The organism is Rugosimonospora acidiphila, assembly GCF_039543385.1.
In the GTDB taxonomy this organism is placed as follows: domain Bacteria; phylum Actinomycetota; class Actinomycetes; order Mycobacteriales; family Micromonosporaceae; genus Rugosimonospora; species Rugosimonospora acidiphila.
In genome coordinates this window covers 24,935-41,408 of record NZ_BAABJQ010000022.1, presented here as the reverse complement: position 1 = coordinate 41,408, position 16,474 = coordinate 24,935, and the positions used below count along the sequence as shown (strand labels likewise).

The 16,474-nt window shown below is 71.4% G+C and carries 15 protein-coding genes; 10 read left to right on the top strand and 5 right to left on the bottom strand.

The window, feature by feature from the left end:
• Positions 1 to 353: 353 nt before the first annotated feature.
• Positions 354 to 1,208 (top strand): alpha/beta fold hydrolase, encoded by an 855-nt coding sequence (locus ABEA87_RS29765; RefSeq protein WP_345635223.1) that lies wholly within the window; start codon positions 354 to 356, stop codon positions 1,206 to 1,208.
• A 20-nt stretch (positions 1,209 to 1,228) separates the two neighbouring features.
• Here the strand turns inward: ABEA87_RS29765 and ABEA87_RS29760 are convergent, their stop codons facing one another.
• The gene (locus ABEA87_RS29760; RefSeq protein WP_345635221.1) at positions 1,229 to 2,020 is read right to left on the bottom strand and encodes an IclR family transcriptional regulator domain-containing protein; all 792 of its coding nucleotides are present in this window, start codon (positions 2,018 to 2,020) and stop codon (positions 1,229 to 1,231) included.
• Positions 2,021 to 2,301: 281 nt separating this feature from the next.
• Between ABEA87_RS29760 and ABEA87_RS29755 the strand changes: the two genes are divergently transcribed.
• Together ABEA87_RS29755 and ABEA87_RS29750 are read left to right on the top strand one after the other, a co-directional pair.
• Entirely contained in the window at positions 2,302 to 3,762 is a 1,461-nt protein-coding gene (locus tag ABEA87_RS29755) for a benzaldehyde dehydrogenase (protein WP_345635219.1), read from the top strand.
• 52 nt (positions 3,763 to 3,814) lie between these two features.
• Positions 3,815 to 5,020, top strand: coding sequence for a 4-hydroxybenzoate 3-monooxygenase (locus tag ABEA87_RS29750; RefSeq protein WP_345635217.1), 1,206 nt, complete (start codon positions 3,815 to 3,817; stop codon positions 5,018 to 5,020).
• A gap of 16 nt (positions 5,021 to 5,036) precedes the next feature.
• Here the strand turns inward: ABEA87_RS29750 and ABEA87_RS29745 are convergent, their stop codons facing one another.
• Positions 5,037 to 5,609 (bottom strand): GNAT family N-acetyltransferase, encoded by a 573-nt coding sequence (locus tag ABEA87_RS29745; RefSeq protein WP_345635215.1) that lies wholly within the window; start codon positions 5,607 to 5,609, stop codon positions 5,037 to 5,039.
• Positions 5,610 to 5,786: 177 nt separating this feature from the next.
• On the opposite strand from ABEA87_RS29745, the gene ABEA87_RS29740 reads away from it, so the two are divergent.
• From ABEA87_RS29740 to ABEA87_RS29725, 4 genes are all read left to right on the top strand, one after another.
• Positions 5,787 to 6,386 carry a hypothetical protein gene (locus tag ABEA87_RS29740; protein ID WP_345635213.1) on the top strand — a complete coding sequence of 200 codons (600 nt, stop codon included), beginning with the start codon at positions 5,787 to 5,789 and terminating at the stop codon, positions 6,384 to 6,386.
• A 160-nt stretch (positions 6,387 to 6,546) separates the two neighbouring features.
• Entirely contained in the window at positions 6,547 to 6,933 is a 387-nt protein-coding gene (locus tag ABEA87_RS29735; RefSeq protein ID WP_345635212.1) for an SCP2 sterol-binding domain-containing protein, read from the top strand.
• Positions 6,930 to 9,050, top strand: coding sequence for an amylo-alpha-1,6-glucosidase (locus ABEA87_RS29730; RefSeq protein ID WP_345635210.1), 2,121 nt, complete (start codon positions 6,930 to 6,932; stop codon positions 9,048 to 9,050). The genes ABEA87_RS29735 and ABEA87_RS29730 overlap by 4 nt, the downstream gene beginning before the upstream one ends.
• 195 nt (positions 9,051 to 9,245) lie before the next feature.
• On the top strand, positions 9,246 to 10,664 hold the full coding sequence (locus ABEA87_RS29725; RefSeq protein WP_345635208.1) for a family 43 glycosylhydrolase: 1,419 nt from the start codon (positions 9,246 to 9,248) through the stop codon (positions 10,662 to 10,664).
• Positions 10,665 to 10,745: 81 nt separating this feature from the next.
• Here the strand turns inward: ABEA87_RS29725 and ABEA87_RS29720 are convergent, their stop codons facing one another.
• Positions 10,746 to 11,468, bottom strand: coding sequence for a TIGR03089 family protein (locus tag ABEA87_RS29720; RefSeq protein ID WP_345635207.1), 723 nt, complete (start codon positions 11,466 to 11,468; stop codon positions 10,746 to 10,748).
• A 269-nt stretch (positions 11,469 to 11,737) separates the two neighbouring features.
• Here ABEA87_RS29720 and ABEA87_RS29715 point away from each other — a divergent pair, with 269 nt between their 5' ends.
• Both ABEA87_RS29715 and ABEA87_RS29710 read left to right on the top strand, forming a co-directional pair.
• Entirely contained in the window at positions 11,738 to 12,553 is an 816-nt protein-coding gene (locus ABEA87_RS29715) for a flagellar biosynthesis protein FlhF (RefSeq protein ID WP_345635205.1), read from the top strand.
• Positions 12,554 to 12,562: 9 nt separating this feature from the next.
• On the top strand, positions 12,563 to 13,363 hold the full coding sequence (locus ABEA87_RS29710; RefSeq protein WP_345635203.1) for a DUF2470 domain-containing protein: 801 nt from the start codon (positions 12,563 to 12,565) through the stop codon (positions 13,361 to 13,363).
• A 24-nt stretch (positions 13,364 to 13,387) separates the two neighbouring features.
• Here ABEA87_RS29710 and ABEA87_RS29705 read toward each other — a convergent pair whose 3' ends face one another.
• Positions 13,388 to 14,035, bottom strand: coding sequence for a class I SAM-dependent methyltransferase (locus ABEA87_RS29705; RefSeq protein ID WP_345635202.1), 648 nt, complete (start codon positions 14,033 to 14,035; stop codon positions 13,388 to 13,390).
• Between the two features lie 39 nt (positions 14,036 to 14,074).
• On the opposite strand from ABEA87_RS29705, the gene ABEA87_RS29700 reads away from it, so the two are divergent.
• Complete coding sequence (locus tag ABEA87_RS29700) at positions 14,075 to 14,518, top strand: helix-turn-helix domain-containing protein (RefSeq protein ID WP_345635200.1); 444 nt, start codon at positions 14,075 to 14,077, stop codon at positions 14,516 to 14,518.
• A 139-nt stretch (positions 14,519 to 14,657) separates the two neighbouring features.
• On the opposite strand, the gene gndA is transcribed toward ABEA87_RS29700, so the two are convergent.
• The gene (gene gndA, locus ABEA87_RS29695; protein WP_345635198.1) at positions 14,658 to 16,139 is read right to left on the bottom strand and encodes an NADP-dependent phosphogluconate dehydrogenase; all 1,482 of its coding nucleotides are present in this window, start codon (positions 16,137 to 16,139) and stop codon (positions 14,658 to 14,660) included.
• Between the last annotated feature and the right edge of the window lie 335 nt (positions 16,140 to 16,474).

Below are 16,474 nucleotides of genomic sequence, written 5' to 3'. Positions count from 1 at the left end.
AGACACGCGTGCGCGCGCCCTCGCGTTGCACCGCTCTAGAGTATTTTTCACGAAAGCGATCGACGTGGGCGGGGCACGGCCACGCGCGGACGAACCCTCCGACGCCACGCTCACCGGACCGGTGCCGGGCCGGTGCCGGGCCGCCGACCCAACCAGTGGTAGGACCGGCCGCGGCACGCACATCATATCGACAAACGCCCACCGCGAACTGTCGGCAAACGGCCGCCCGGCGACGGCCGCTACGGCGACGGTCACCTCGGCCGACCGGCTCTTATCAGCGGCGTACCAGCGCGATGACAGCGCCGGCGACCAGGCTTGCGGCGAAGCGTCGAGCGGAACGGGAAGGGGTGACGATGGGCAGGAAGGCCACGCCGGTCGCCTGGGAGAGCGGTCTGGTGACGTCCCGGGACGGGACCCGGATCAGCTTTCTCAGCGCCGGAGACGGACCGGGACTGGTGGTGATCCCCGGGAACGGCCGCCGCGCTCACCATTACGAGGCGCTGGCCCGCGAACTGTCCGGGACTCACCGCGTGCACGTGATCGACCGCCGGGGTCGCGGTGGCAGCGGCCCGCAGGGGCCGGAGTACCGGATCGACGACGACGTCGACGACGCACTCGCCGTCCTCGCGCACACCCGGTCGGAGGCGGTCTTCGGGCACAGCTACGGCGGCCTGGTCGGCCTGCACCTGGCGCTGCGGCACGAGTTGGCGGCCCTGGTGGTGTACGAGCCCGGGGTGAGTATCGGCGGGTCGTTCGACGGCCGGTGGCTGCCGGAGTACACGCGGCTGCTCGGCGCGGGTCGGCACAACGCGGCGATGGCCACCTTCCTCAAGCGCACCCGGCTGGCCCCGATCGGCGACGTGCCGATGCCGGTGTTCCGCGCGCTGGCCCACCTGCTGCTGCACGGATCTGACGGTGCCGAGACCCGCGCCCTGATGGCGACGACACCGGCCGAGGTGGGCGAGGTCGTTCGCCTCGACTCCGACGGCGGCCGCTACGCGCGGATCACGTCGCCCACCCTGCTGCTGGGCGGCGACCGGACCCCCGTGTACCTCACGTCGGTCCTCCCCGAACTGGCCCGGATCATCCCGACCGCCCGATGCGTGATCCTGGAGGGGCTGGACCACAACGCACCGGACCTGAACGCTCCGGCCGTGGTCGCCGACCGGATCGGGTCCTTCCTGCCGTCCGGCGGAGGGCGCCGCTAGATGCCGGCCGGCGGGGGCCGTTAGATGCCGGTCGGCGGGATGGTGCCGCCCACGTCCTCCCCGATCGCCTTGGCGGTCTCCAGCAGCGGGGGCAACAGGTCGCGGCGGATCTCCTCAACCGTGCGCCGGCTGGCGTGCGCGGAGACGTTGATGGCCGCGACCACCCGGCCGTGCCCGTCGCGGATCGGCGCCGCCACCGAGCACAGCCCCTCCTCCAGTTCCTGGTCGACCAGCGCCCAGCCCTGCCGGCTGATGCGCATCAGCTCGGCGCGCAGCCGGGCCGGCTCGGCGATGGTGTGCGGCGTCAATGGACGCAGCTCCGCCGAGAGCAGGTACCCGTCGAGCCAGTCCGCCGACTGCCCGGCCAGCAGCACCCGCCCCATGGAGGTGGCGAACGCGGGGAACCGGGTGCCGACGCTGATCGCCACCGTCATGATGCGCTTGGTCGCCACCCGCGCGATGTAGACGACCTCGTCGCCGTCGAGCACGGAGACCGACGAGGACTCGTGCACCCGCTCCACCAGCTGCTCCAGGTGCGGCATGGCCACCTCGGGCAGCGACTGGCTGGACAGGTACGCGTACCCCAGCTCCAGAATCTTGGGGCGCAGCGCGAAGAGGCGGCCGTCGCTGCGCACGTAGCCCAGGCTCACCAGAGTGTGCAGGAATCGCCGGGCGGCGGCTCGGGTCAGGCCGGTGCTGCGCGCGACGTCGCTGAGCGTCAGCTCGGGATGATCGGCGTCGAAGGCTCGGATCACCGCGAGGCCCCGGTCCAGCGACCGGACGAACTCTCCCTCGCGTGGCTCGTCGACCATCCCCGTCTCCTCTCACGCCCACCGGCCCCGCCGGCCACACCCTACCGGATGCGTTCGCTAGGCGAACACTACCGTCGCCGGGACGGCGGGTCGGACGGGGTCGGCGAGCCGACACCGGTGCCGTACCAGCGCCGGTGGTCTGCGCCGGGTCGGAGTTGGTACCGGATCAGCATCGGTACCCGCGGGCCGTTGACGCTCACCGTTGCGTCACCTATGTTCGCCGAAAGAAACACTCGTTCGTAAGGCGCACACACCCTCTCTCTCCCGTTCGAGGAGCCGTCGTGACGGTGTTCGACGAGTCGATCTGGCGCAGCAAGATCTTTTTGGATAAGTGGCGGGCCGCGTCGGAGGGTGACGCGGCGGTGGTCGAACCGGCTACGGGGCAGGAGCTGTCCCGCATCGGCAAGGCGGGGCCGGACGATGTGGCGCGGGCGGCCCAGATCGCCCGCGAGGCGCAGGCCGGCTGGGCGGCCCGGCCGCACACCGAGCGCGCGGCGGTGCTGCGCCGGGCCGGCGACCTCTGGGTCGAGCACGCCGACGAGGTCGCGGGCTGGCTGGTGCGCGAGGCCGGGTCGGTCCCCGGCAAGGCACAGTTCGAGGTCGGGCTGGTCACGCAGGAGTGCTACGAGGCGGCGGCGCTGCCGTCCCGCGCCTACGGGGAGCTGCTGCCCAGCGCCGAGCCCCGGATGAGCTGGACGCAGCGCGCGCCGGTCGGCGTGGTGGGCGTGATCTCGCCGTTCAACTTCCCGATCATTCTGGCGGTCCGGTCGGTCGCCCCGGCGCTGGCGCTGGGCAACGCGGTGATCCTCAAGCCGGACCCGCGCACCGCGGTCAGCGGCGGGGTGACCGTGGCGCGCATCTTCGAGGAGGCCGGGCTGCCGCCCGGGGTGCTGCAGGTGCTGCCCGGCGGCGTGGACGCGGGCGAGGCGCTGATCAACGAGCCGCCGGTCCGGGTCATCTCGTTCACCGGCTCCACCGCCGCCGGCCGGCGGGTCGGCCAGCTGGCGGCGGCCTCGCTCAAGCGGGTACATCTCGAACTGGGTGGCAACTCCGCGCTGGTGGTGCTCGACGACGCCGACCTCGACCGGGCGGTGTCCGCCGCGGCCTGGGGCTCGTACCTGCACCAGGGGCAGATCTGCATGACGACCGGGCGGCACCTGGTGGCCGAGCCGCTCTACGACGAGTACGTCGCCCGGCTGGCCGACAAGGCGACGCACCTGCCGGTCGGCAACCCGGCCACCGATCAGGTGGCCCTCGGCCCGCTGATCGACGCCCGCCAGCGCGACAAGGTGCACCAGCTCGTCACGCGCACCGTGGAGTCCGGCGCGAAGCTGGCGGCCGGCGGCGAGTACGAGGGGCTGTTCTACCGGCCCACCGTGCTGGCCGACGTGACGCCCGACATGCCGGCGTACGCCGAGGAGGTCTTCGGTCCGGTGGCACCGGTGATTCCATTCTCCACAATGGACGATGCCGCGCGGCTGGCCGCGGACAGCGAGTACGGCCTGTCGTTGGGCATCCTGACCCGCGACGTGATGCGCGGGCTCGCGCTGGCCCAGCGGATACCGACCGGCGTGGTGCACATCAACGACCAGACCGTCAGCGACGAGGCCAACGTCCCGTTCGGGGGTGTGGGTGCCTCCGGCACCGGGTCCCGGTTCGGCGGCGCCGCGGCCAATGTCGACGCCTTCACCGATACGCGCTGGGTGACGGTGCGCGGAGAGATTGCTCCGTATCCCTTCTGACCAGCGGCCGCGTGAACGGCACGGGGTGGCTGCCCCAGTGGAGAGGTAGGGCATGCGCACTCAGGTAGGCATCGTCGGGGCGGGACCGGCAGGGTTGCTGCTGTCGCACCTGCTCGCCCTGCACGGGATCGACTCGGTGGTGGTGGACCACCGCAGCCGGGAGCACATCGTGGCCCGGGCCCGGGCCGGGGTGCTGGAGCACGGCAGCGCGCGGCTACTGCGCGCGGCCGGCCTGGGCGCCCGGATGGACCGCGAGGGCATCGAGCACGGCGGCATCTACCTGCAGTACGACGGGGTGCGCGAGCACCTCGACTTCCGCGACCTGACCGGTGGGCGCACGGTGATGGTGTACGCGCAGACCGAGGTGGTCAAGGACCTGGTCGAGGCCCGCCAGGCGGCCGGCGCCCGGTTGGAGTTCGAGGTCGCCGACACGCGGGTCGACGAGCTGGACTCGCGGCACCCGGTGCTGCGGTACACCGCCGCGGACGGGGTACGCCACGAGGTGGTGTGCGACGTGATCGCCGGGTGCGACGGCTTCCACGGCGTCTGCCGCCCGAGCATCCCGGACGGGGTGCTGCGGGTCTTCGACCGCGACTACCCGTACGCCTGGCTGGGCATCCTGGCTCAGGTGCCGCCGTCGACGGACGAGCTCATCTACGCGTACCACCCGGACGGGTTCGCCCTGCACAGCCTGCGCAGCCCGCAGGTCAGCCGGCTCTACCTGCAGGTCGACCCGGACGAGCAGCTGTCCGCGTGGCCGGACGAGCGGATCTGGGAGGGGCTGCGCCGCCGGTTCGCGCTGGACGGGTGGGAGCTGGCCGACGGTCTCATCTTCGACCGGTCCATCACGCCGATGCGCAGCTTCGTCGCCGAGCCGATGCGCTACGGCCGGCTGTTCCTGGCCGGCGACGCGGCGCACATCGTGCCGCCGACCGGGGCCAAGGGGCTCAACCTCGCCATCGCCGACGTGACGGTACTGGCCGAGGCGTTGGTGGCGCTGCTGCGCGACGGGCGCCCGGAACTGGCCGACGCGTACTCGGATGAGTGCCTGCGGCGGGTCTGGCGGGCCACCCACTTCTCCCGGTGGATGACCTCCATGCTGCACCGCGCGCCGGGCGCCGACGCCATGCGGGAGCAACTGCGGCTCTCGCAGCTGCGCTACACCACCGCGTCGCGGGCCGCGGCCACCTCCCTCGCCGAGAACTACGTCGGCTACCCGCCGCTGCGCCTCGACGGCCTGGACCTGCCCGGCGCGTAGCCCACCGTCCGTGGGGCTACGCCGGCCCGCCCTCGTGCGCCACCCGTTGGCGGGGCACGCCGGAGTCGATCGCCTTGACCATCTTGACCAGCGGCACCGGGGCCCCACCCCGGGTGTCCCGTACCTGCTCGACGGGCTCGAACCCGTACGCCTCGTACAGCGGCAGGCCCGCGAGCGTCGCCATCAGCTCGAGTCGGGTGAACCCCTCGGAAGCGGCGGCGGACTCGCACAGGGACAGGATCAGACGCCCTACTCCCCTGCGGGTGAAGGCGGGGTTGGTGTACATCGCCCGGACCCGGGCCGCGTCGACCGCCGGATCGAGCAGCCGCGCGTCGCGGCCCGAGGTCGCGTCACCGCCGTACATGGTGGCCCGGCGGCTCCAGCCACCGCAGCCGGCGACCTGCCCGTCGGACTCCACGACGAAGTAGGTCCCGTCGTGGATGAGCTGCGTGTCCAGCCCCATGATGGCGCGGCTGGACGCGATCTGGGCCTCGGTCAGGAACCCGCGCTGTAGCTCGCCGATCGCGGCGTTCATGACGGCGGCGAGTTTCGGAACATCTTCGATGCCGGCCCGCCTGCTGTCGAACACCACGCGCCACCCCATCCGCCTCGCGAAACCGCTGACTCTCAAAGACTATCCAAGCCATTCCCTCCGCCCCGCGGCGCCCGTCACCAGCGTGAGCGGCCCTACCCGGCGCATTGGGCCTCTTCGGCGCGCGCTCTGAGGCATCCTGAAATAACCGGGGCGTCCGCTGGGGGTGATGGGATGACATCCCAGTTATTCGGTCCGGTCGGGCTATGGGTCGCCGCGTTCGCATCGCTGGCGACGGTGACCGTCGCCCTGTTGGGCGGGTTCGGTTGGTTCGCCAGACGCAGCCAGCCGCATCTGAGAGTCACCTTCGAGCAGGCGCAGCCCTGGTGCCGATGGGTCGAAACGGAGAAGGACTCCGCCGTGCTGTGGGTACGCGTCGCGGTGGAGAACCACGGGTTGGATCCGGCACGTGGCTGCATAGGTCGGCTCATCGGCGTGGCCACGGATGGCTCGTCACGTCCGGACGTCGACCCGGTTCAGCTGCGGTGGGCCGGGTTCCCGCGGTCTCGCGGATTCGATCCGATCGACCTGCGGCGCGGACAACGGGAGTTCCTCGACGTGGTGTTCCGGCGCGCCGATTCCCCAGGGGACTGGGTCCTCGACACGTTCGGAAGCGAGGATTTCGATCCCGGGTTCGATATCCGGCTGGCGGTCGATCAGGTGCACCTCCTCCAGATAGCGCTGTTCGCCGACAACGCCGACACCTGCGGGATCGGTCTACGTATCGAAGTCTCCGACGACGAGCCGCGAATGACCACCGCCGCGGCGAAGTGACCGGCGGCGGCCCGTCCCGGGCACAGCCGGATTTGAGCGAGCCGGGTTTGAGCGAGCCGGGCTCGGGCATTGGCCACACGCTCGGTCCGTCGCCGCAGGTCCGTTGCCGCGCCGGTCCGTCACGCTCCGACAGATCCATCAAGGAGGGGGTTGCGGCGCGATGGGTCCCGATGTTGTGGAGACGTTCTTCGGGGATTTGGCCCGGCGTGGCCACGATCCGGCGCTGCGGCGGGGCGAGAGCACCGGGCGCTTCGACATCGTGCGCGACGGCGAGGTCGAACGATGGTTCATCTCGATCAAGGAAGGCAACATCGAGGTGTCCCGCGGCAAGGAAGGCGAGCCCGACTGGGTGATGGAGGCGGATCGCGGCGACTTCGCGGGCATCGTCAGCGGTGACGACAGCGCACTGGCGGCCAGGGTCCGCGGCGTGTTGCGGGTCTACCTCAACGGTGGTTCGCAATCCTTCGGCTTATTGACGAAGCTCTTCTCGGCGCCGTCGAAGCCAGGGACGCGATCACGTGCACGGCAGCGGGATGTGGCTGAATGAGTCAGACCTCGGAACCGGTTTCGATCGTCAAGGGTAACGCGTTCGTTGTCAGCGATGCGTCCGGCGATGTCGAGGTCTCGCCCGCCGTTCCGACCGGGTTCTTCATTTACGACACCCGGTTCCTGTCCACCTGGATTCTGACGATCAACGATCAGCGACTGCATAACCTGTCCAACGACCAGGTGCACTATAACCTGGTGCGCTTCTTCGTCGTTCCTGGTGAGGCAACCGTCTATGTGGAGGCCGCGCTGTCGGTGGTACGGCAGCGGACGGTGCATGGCGGGATCGAGGAGGAGCTCACCGTCTTCAATTACGGTCATGAGCCGGCGAGTCTCACCGTGCGACTGCGGGCCGGCTGCGACTTCGCCGACATCTTCGACATCAAGAATGCCCAGACGAATGGCAAGAAGGGCTCCCTGTACAGCAATGTCAACGACGACAGCCTGGTCCTCGGATACACCAGGGAGACGTTCCGGCGCGAAACGCTGATCACAGCGAGCGAGCCAGCCCGGTTCGATGAGCAGGGCCTCACCTTCACGATCGACATCGAGCCGCATTCGCAGTGGACCACGCAGATCAAGGTCGCGCCGGCGATTATCATGCCGGATGGCGAGAACGTCATACACAAATGGCGTCAGGGATACCGCGGAATGCCGCGCGACTTGGACGAGATGCTGAGCGTTGCCCCCCGACTGACATCCGGATGGGATCCGCTCAAACACATCTACCACCGCAGCATCGTCGACCTCGCCGCGCTGCGCTACTCATCGGAGAGCGGCCACGGCGCCATGCCGGCGGCCGGCCTCCCGTGGTTCATGTCGATTTTCGGCCGGGACAGCATCCTCACCGGCCTGCAGGCGCTGCCCTTCATCCCGGAGTTGGCCGCGACGACGCTGCGCGTCCTCGCCGACTGGCAAGGGGCCCGCTCGAACGACCGACGGGACGAGGATCCTGGGCGCATGCCCCACGAGATCCGTGTGGGCGAATCAATGGCGTTCTCCGAACAGCCACACCAACCGTACTACGGCACCGCGGACGCGACCCCGCTGTTCGTGGTCCTGATGGATGAATACGAACGGTGGACCGGTGACGCCGATCTGGTCCGCGAACTGGAGTTCGAGGCGCGAGCGGCACTGAACTGGATCGACGAGTACGCGGACCTGACCGGAAACGGGTACATCTCGTACCAGCGCCGCACCGAGCAGGGGCTGGAGAACCAGTGCTGGAAGGATTCCTGGGACTCGCTCTCCTACCATGACGGCCGGCTCCCCGGGTTCCCCAGAGCCACCTGCGAATGCCAGGGTTACGCGTACGACGCGAAGATGCGCGGTGCCCGACTCGCTCGTCAGTTCTGGAACGACCCCGCCTACGGCGACCGGCTCGAACGCGAGGCCGGCGAGCTGAAGGAGAAATTCAACAGCGACTTCTGGATTGCCGATCGCCAGTTCTTCGCGCTCGCCCTCGATGGCGACGGGGCTCAGGTCGACGCCATCTCCTCGAATATGGGCCACTTGTTGTGGAGCGGGATCGCGGACGAGTCGAAGGCCGAGGCGGTGGTGGCGCACCTCATGGGGCCCAAGCTGTATTCGGGGTGGGGCATCCGGACGCTGGGCGAGGATGAGGCGCGCTACAACCCGATCGGCTACCACACCGGCACGGTGTGGCCGTTCGACAACTCCTTCATCGCGTGGGGGATGCGACGGTACGGGTACCACCAGGAGGCGGCACAGGTCGCCGCCGGGATTCTCGATGCCGCGCAGTTCTTCGATGGCCGGCTACCCGAGGCGTTCGGCGGCTACGAACGGAAAGTGACAAGCCTGCCCGTTCGATACCCGACGGCCTGCAGCCCACAGGCGTGGTCGTCCGGCGCGCCGTTGTTGTTCTTGCGCACAATGCTTGGCCTGGAGCCCATCGGCGACAATCTCATCGTCAACCCGGCGCTGCCCAGCGGCATGGCCCGCATCGGGCTGCTGGACATCCCCGGACGATGGGGCCGGGTGGACGCGTTCGGACGCGAACGCGTCGTGGACAGCAACGAGGCGCTGCACCCGCCCCTCGGCGAGATGAGCCGCGAGATGAGCCGGACGGACCGCCGCCCGACGGACAACATGCCCTGACGCCCAAACTGATCGGTGAATGTCGATACTTGACAGTCTCGATGTTACCGATAACAATCGCCGGCAACCGGGGAGGTCTCCGCCCGCGCGATGGGGCCGGCGCGCGCGGCCTCCCACGGCCCATCCTCACCTGACTGCGCACGTTCGCCGGCTGGGATCCGGGCGCCGCCGGCCCACCCCGGTAAGGAGGCTCGCATGGCGAGCACCAGGAGACGATTCCTTTTCATCGCACTGGCGGCAGCGGTCGCCGCCGGCGCCGGCACGGTGGCCACCGTCGCGACCGCCCAGGCGGCCGGCACCGGCTGCCGGGTCGACTACGCGGTGACCAACCAGTGGCAGGGCGGGTTCGGCGCCAGCGTCACCATCACCAACCTCGGCGACGCGATCAACGGCTGGACGCTGACCTGGTCGTACTCGGCGGGTCAGGCGGTGACGCAGGCGTGGAACGCCACGGTAACCCAGTCCGGCTCGGCCGTGACCGCCAGGGACGCCGGGTACAACGCGGCGATCGCCACCGGCGCGGGCGCGTCGTTCGGGTTCAACGGCTCGTGGAACAACGCCACCAACCCGGTGCCGGCCACGTTCACGCTCAACGGCACCCCCTGTACCGGCGCGGTGTCGGGCTCGCCCACGCCGACCATCCACACCTTCGGCCCGAGCCCGTCGCCCACCCGCCCCTCCAGCCCGACGCCGGTGCCGCCGGCCACGCCGACCACCCCGCCGGCCGCGTACCCGAACCCGGGCCGGGTCACCGGCGACACCGGGGTGCACGACCCGTCCGTGGTCAAGACGCCCGGCGGCACCTACCTCCTCGTGCACACCGGCGCGAACATCAGCATCAAGACCTCAACCGACCGCACCGCCTGGCACAACGCCGGTAGCGCCTTCCCCAACGGCGCCTCGTGGACGCTGCCCTACACCGGCGGAAGCAACCAGCTGTGGGCGCCCGACATCTCCTACCACAACGGCAAGTACTACCTGTACTACGCCGCTTCCTCGTTCGGCTCCCAGAACTCGGCCATCTTCCTCGCGACCAGCACCACCGGCGCGTCCGGCAGCTGGACCAACCAGGGACTGATCATCTCGACCAGCAGCAGCAACAACTACAACGCCATCGATCCCAACCTCATCGTCGACGACCAGGGCCGGTGGTGGCTGGACTTCGGCTCGTTCTGGACCGGCATCAAGCTGATCCCGCTCGATCCGGCCACCGGCAAGCGCTCGGGCACCTCGATCACCGGCATCGCCCAGCGCACCGGCGGCACCACCGCCATCGAGGCGCCCTACATCTTCAAGCACGGCAGCTACTACTATCTCTGGGTCTCGTTCGACCTGTGCTGCCAGGGCGCCTCCAGCACGTACCGGATCATGGTGGGGCGCTCGACCAGCGTCAGCGGGCCGTACACCGACCGCAACGGCACGGCGATGACCGCCGGCGGCGGCACGCAGGTGCTCGCCGGGCACGGCAGCATCCACGGGCCCGGCCACGAGGCGGTGCTTTCCGACGTCGACGCGAACGTCCTCGTCTACCACTACTACGCCGACAGCGGCGCCTCGTACCTCGGCATCAACCTGCTGGGCTACGACTCGGCCGGCTGGCCCTTCGTGTACTGACCGCGAGATCCGCGCGTACCCGCTCGCGTCGCCCGGCCAGACGACGCGAGCGGGTACGCCGTTCGACCCGCCCCGCGGCGGTCACAGCACCCGCGTGACCCGCTCGGCGGCGATCCGCTCGTCGAGCCTCGACCGGTCCAGGTTGGCGCACAGCACGAGGGAGGCGCCGGCGAACAGGGGCGCCAGCCAGATCCGCGGCTCCTCGCTGGCCGCCGCGTCGATCAGCACCCGGTCGCCGGGACCGATGCCCCGCAACTGCGCGACCTCGGCCGCCAAGGCGCCGTACTGCGCGTAGGTGGTGCCGTCGACCGTCGCCCGGCCCGACAGATCGATCGAGGTGGCCGGGGGCGCTGTGCCGAGGTACGAGCGGACGGCGCGGGCGTAGTCCTGGTAGCCCTCCGGCGCCCGCGAAAGCGGGGCACCACCGGGCGCCAGCCCGAGCACGAACTGGTGCCGCCCCGACGGCACCTCGTCCAGCCAGCTGCCGACCCGACGTAACTCCACGAAGGTCACGTCGAGCGGATCGCCAGCGGGGGCCAGTCCCGCCGTGGCCCAGCGACGGAACGAGACCTCCACTCCGGCGGCCCAGGCGCCCAGCAGGACGGTGGCGGTTTGCCAGTGCGGCGGCAGCAGCACACCGGCCTGCCCTCCCGGGCCGAGCCCGCACCCGTCGGTGAGCAGCGCCGCCGTCGCCGCCGTCCAGCCGCCCAGTTCGCCTGCCGTCAGCGCGACCCGTTCGCCGGTCGCGTCGTCGTAGTAGGTGATCAACGTGTCCACGGCGGAGGGAGCGAGGCTCTGCGTCATAGCCGACAACCCTAGTGACGGGCCGGACCGCCGCGTCCACCGCCACGGGACTCCACCACCATGGGACCGACCTCACCGCCACGCGACGCCACCGGCACGCGACCGCGAGGCGAATTCGGGCCCCGCCCAGCGGCCCCCGGCCCGCGAGGTTCGCGCGCCGGGCCCCCTACCAGGCCGGGCGCGCACATCGTCGGACATCCGACCGCCAGCGCGGGGCCGCCCGCGGGCCGCCTTGTCCGGCCCATACCCGCTGCGTACGGTCGAGAGGCATGAATCCCGACCCGGATGCCATGCGGATCACGGTCGACGACGCCTCCCTGCGCCGGGCGCGCAACCGGATCCGGGTGCTCGGGACCGCTCCGCTGGCCATCGCGGTGGCGGGTCTCGTCGCGGTCGTGTGGCTGTTCCTGGTGTCCTGGGTCGCCGCGCTCGTCGTGACCGTCCCGTTCCTGGTGTTCCTCGCCGGAGCGCTGTACGTGGCCGTCACGCTGCTGCGCGACCTGCGGCCGGCGCACTCCTATCTGATTGAGATCGGCCGGGACGGGGTGGCCGTCGGCCGAGAACCGGACGGCCCCGCGTTGGTCGGCTGGGACCGCATAGCGGCCGTCGAAATCGCCGGCCGGGGCCGGGACGCGGCGCTGGTGCTGCGGTTCGCCCCGAGCGCACCGCCGGTGGCCCCGCCCGGACCGCCGGCCACCGGCACACCGCGGGCGCGCCCGCCGGCCCCGACCACACCGCCGGCGCGCCCGCCGATTTGGACCACACCGCCGGCGCGCCCGCCGGCTTCGAGCACACCGCCGGCGCGCCCGCCGGCTTCGAGCACACCGCCGGCGCGCCCGCCGGCTTCGACCGCACCGCCCGGAACGACCGCCGCCCGGGCCGGGGCGATACCCCGCCAGCCGCCCGCCCGGCCGCTGGCCGTCCGGTTCGTCGACATGGACGCGAATCCGGCACAGGTACTCGGCGCGATGCGCCATCACGCCGCCGGCCGGGTGGCGATCCCGGCGGCGGTACCGGCCGACCGCGAGGCGGCCCCGCCCGGCAGATCCCGGCCCGACTACCCACGGCACTCCGGGTTAGGTTAGCCTAACCTCATGAGGAGCCCTCATCCCACCACGAGCCCGGCCGGCCCCGCCGAGATCGTGCGCACCCTGGTCTCCGGCCACCTCCCGGGGCTGGCCCACGTGCCGCACTGCCCGGTACCGCTGCCGGTCCGGCACGTCACGGACTCCGCCGGCCGGCCGCTCATCCTCGTCCGGTACCTGTCGGCGGCGGCCGACGCGCTGTGGCGGGCCGGGGACCCGACCGGCACCCCGATCGCCCTCGCCGTCGCCGACGTGCCGCCCTGCCCCGACGCGCCGGGCCTCGGCCGCGCCTGGGCCTCTGGCTGGGGACGGCCGCTGATCGGCGACGACGCCCGGGACGCCGCGGTGGAGTTCGCGACCACCCGGCCGAGCGGCGACCTGCTGGCGCTGGGCCGGGGCTTCGTGCTGTACCGGGTCGAGGTTGCCGCGGTCCGCTGGGAACCACCGGCCGGCAGCGCGGTCGAGCCCGACCCGGCCGAGTATGCCGGCGCCGAGCCCGATCCGGTCCACCCCGTCGAGCGCGCGCTGGTGGCCGGCCTGGCCGGTCACCACCGTGGCGAGTTGGCCGCGATGGTGCACCGGTTGGCGCCCGGCGCCGGCACCTGCGGCAGGATCGTGACGCCGGTACGGATCGACCGCTACGGCATGCTCGTGGATCTCGCCGACCCGGCCGCACCGGACGGGGTACCCGCGCGCCGGATCCGGGTCGACTTCCCGGCGCCGCTGAGCGACCCGCGCCAGTTCGTCGCGCTGCTGCGGCCGGGGCGGCGACCGGTGGCACCCCGGCCGGCCCGCCGCCAACAGACGTAGGCGCAGCCGCCCACGGGCCTCGCGTCAGGGCCGCCCGCCCGCCGGGTTGGTGGCGATCACGCAGGCCACCGGCGGGTCGAGCGGAAGGGTCTCCACGCGTACCGGCGTGAAGCCCGCCCGGTGCAGCAGGTCGCGCAGTTCCGCGCCGGCCCGCGCTGTGTCGCCGGCGGTGGCGCCCGGGCAGCGGGGCTGGCTGGCCAGCGCGATGCGTCCGCCCGGGCGGAGCAGACCGCGCAGTTCGCGCAGCCGCTGGGCCGGATCGACCCAGAACCCGAGCGAGTTCACCGCGACGATGGCATCGAGCGGCTCGTCAAAGCGCGGCAGACGGTCCACGGACGCGTGCCGCAGTTCGACCCGATGGGCGCGAACGGCCACCGCGTTGCGCCTGCTGGCCTGCCGGACCATGACCGCCGAATGATCGATGCCGTAGATCCGTCCGTGGGTGGCGCGGCGGGCCAACTCGGCGATGGCGACGCCGGGACCGAAGCCGATCTCCAGTACCCGGTCGGTGGGTCGCACGTCGAGCAGGGACGCCACCCACAGGTTGCGCTCCCGGTTGGAGCCACGGTGAGCCAGCACCCAGCCGACCACCCGCCCGGCCGCGCCCCGCGGTCGACCGAACTGGGCAACGATCGCGGTGATTACGCATTGCTTGAACGACTTCGACGTCATGACCGGAAGTCAACGGCCTCAAGTATCCTTGAAGTCAACATGTCGGATCAGCAGTCAACCGAGCGGATGGCGATCGGCGAGCTGGCCGGGGCCACCGGCGTCGCTACCTCGGCGTTGCGTTACTGGGAAGAGTTGGGGCTGCTACCCGCCCCGGCTCGCAGTTCGGGACAACGGCGTTACCCAGCCTCGGCGGTGGAGCAGGTCGGGCTGATCCTCCTGCTGCGCGACGCCGGTTTCACACTCGGCGAAATCGCGGCCCTGCTCGTTGCTCGTTCCGATGGCGCCGAGTCCTGGCGGGAGCTTTACCAACGCAAGCTTGCCGAGCTCGACCGGCGGATCGCCCAGGCCCAGACCGCGCGCACGGCCATCGCGCACGGACTGGCGTGCCGGCATGAGGAGGGCGTCTTCCACTGCCCCAACTTCGCCAGCGTCCTCGCCGCGCGTCTCGCCGGCGCGCCCCTCGATCAGGCCCACTCCCACTGACCACGGCGACGCCGCTCTCCCCGGAGCGGTCCGCCGCCGCGCCGTCGCCAGCGGGACCGTCCCGACCGCTGCCGCCGTAACCTGTTGTGGCCGTGTGCCCCGCTGCCTCGGTGACCCGCGCCGCCGTGACCCGTTGCCGTTACGAGGCCGGGGTGGCCGCGTCGCCCCCGAGCTCCGAGTGGTCGCCTGCCCAGAGGGTGTGGAACGAGCCCTCCCGGTCGACCCGCCGGTAGGTGTGCGCCCCGAAGTTGTCCCGCAGCCCCTGGATCAACGCGGCGGGCAGCCGGTCGCGGCGCAGCCCGTCGAAGTAGGCCAGCGACGAGGAGAAGGCCGGGGTGGGGATGCCCGCCTTGGCGGCGTCCGCGACCACCCGCCGCCAGCTCGGCACCCCGTCGAGGATGGCCTTCGCGAAGTACGGCGCGGCCATCAGCGTGGCCAGGTTGGGCTCGTCGTCGTACGCCTCACGGATCCGGTTGAGGAATCGGGCCCGGATGATGCAGCCGCCCCGCCAGATGGTGGACACCCCGCCGAGGTCGATGTCCCAGCCGTACTCCTCGCTGCCCGCCCGGATGTGGTCGAACCCCTGCGCGTAGGCGACGATCTTCGAGGCCAGCAGCGCCCTGCGTACGTCCTCGATGAAGGTGTCACGGTCGGCGACGGCCCAGGACCCGTCGCCGGTCTCGGCGAACGTGCGGGCGGCGACCTCGCGCTGGTCGGCGTGGCCGGACAGCGACCGGGCGAAGGTGGCCTCGGCGATGCCGGTGATCGGTATGCCCAGGTCGAGCGCGCTCTGCACGGTCCAGCGGCCGGTGCCCTTCTGCTCGGCCTGGTCCAGCACGATGTCCACGAACGGCCGACCCGTGGCCGCGTCGGTGTGCGCCAGCACGTCGGCGGTGATCTCGATGAGGAACGACTCCAGCTCGCCCGAGTTCCAGTCGCGGAAGATCTGGGCGATCTCGGCCGGCCTGGCCGACAGCCCGGCGCGCAGCAGGTCGTATGCCTCGGCGATGAGCTGCATGTCGGCGTACTCGATGCCGTTGTGCACCATCTTGACGAAGTGCCCGGCGCCGTCCGGGCCGATGTGGATGCAGCACGGCACCCCGTCCACCTGCGCCGCGATCGACTCGAAGATGGGGCCGAGCTTGGCGTAAGACTCGGCCGAACCGCCCGGCATGATGCTCGGGCCGTGCAGCGCGCCCTCCTCGCCGCCGGACACCCCGGTGCCGACGAAGTGCAGGTCGTGCTCGCGGAGGCTCTCCTCGCGACGCCGGGTGTCCGCGTAGTGCGCGTTGCCGCAGTCGACGACGATGTCGCCGGGCTCCAGCAGGGGCACCAGTTCGTCGATCACCGCGTCGGTGGGCCCGCCGGCCTTGACCATCACGATGACGGCGCGCGGCCGCTCCAGCGAGGCCACGAAGTCGGCCATCGACTCGCTGGCCACGAAGGTGCCCTCGTCGCCGTGCTCGGCGACCAGGCTGCGGGTGCGCTCGGCCGACCGGTTGTGCACGGCGACGGTGAAGCCGTGCCTGGCCAGATTGCGCGCCAGGTTGCGGCCCATGACCGCCAGCCCGGTCACACCGATCTGCGCCTTGCCCGAAACCGGAGTCGACTGCTCACTCATCGTGTCGCCCGCCTGTCGCTGTTCTCACCGTTGCGGTGTCTCTCACCGTTGCGGTGTCTCCCACCGTTGCTGCGCCTCGTGACCGCCGCTGTGGGCGCCCCTGCCGTCAGCCAGATCGAGCCTAATGGAGTTCGCGACCGCCCGCCGGCCGGGCGGCCGGTGATCACCGGCACGGTGAGACCGAGGTGGCACGCCGGGTTTTTCGGGAACAAAGCCGGATGATCGGCTGTTCGCGCGGCCATGAGCCGGTGGGAACGATCGGCCTGAGCCCGCCTCCGGCCGGCGGCGACCCGGACACCGCCGTCGCCTCGGCGGCCGAGGCGGAGCGACCGGGG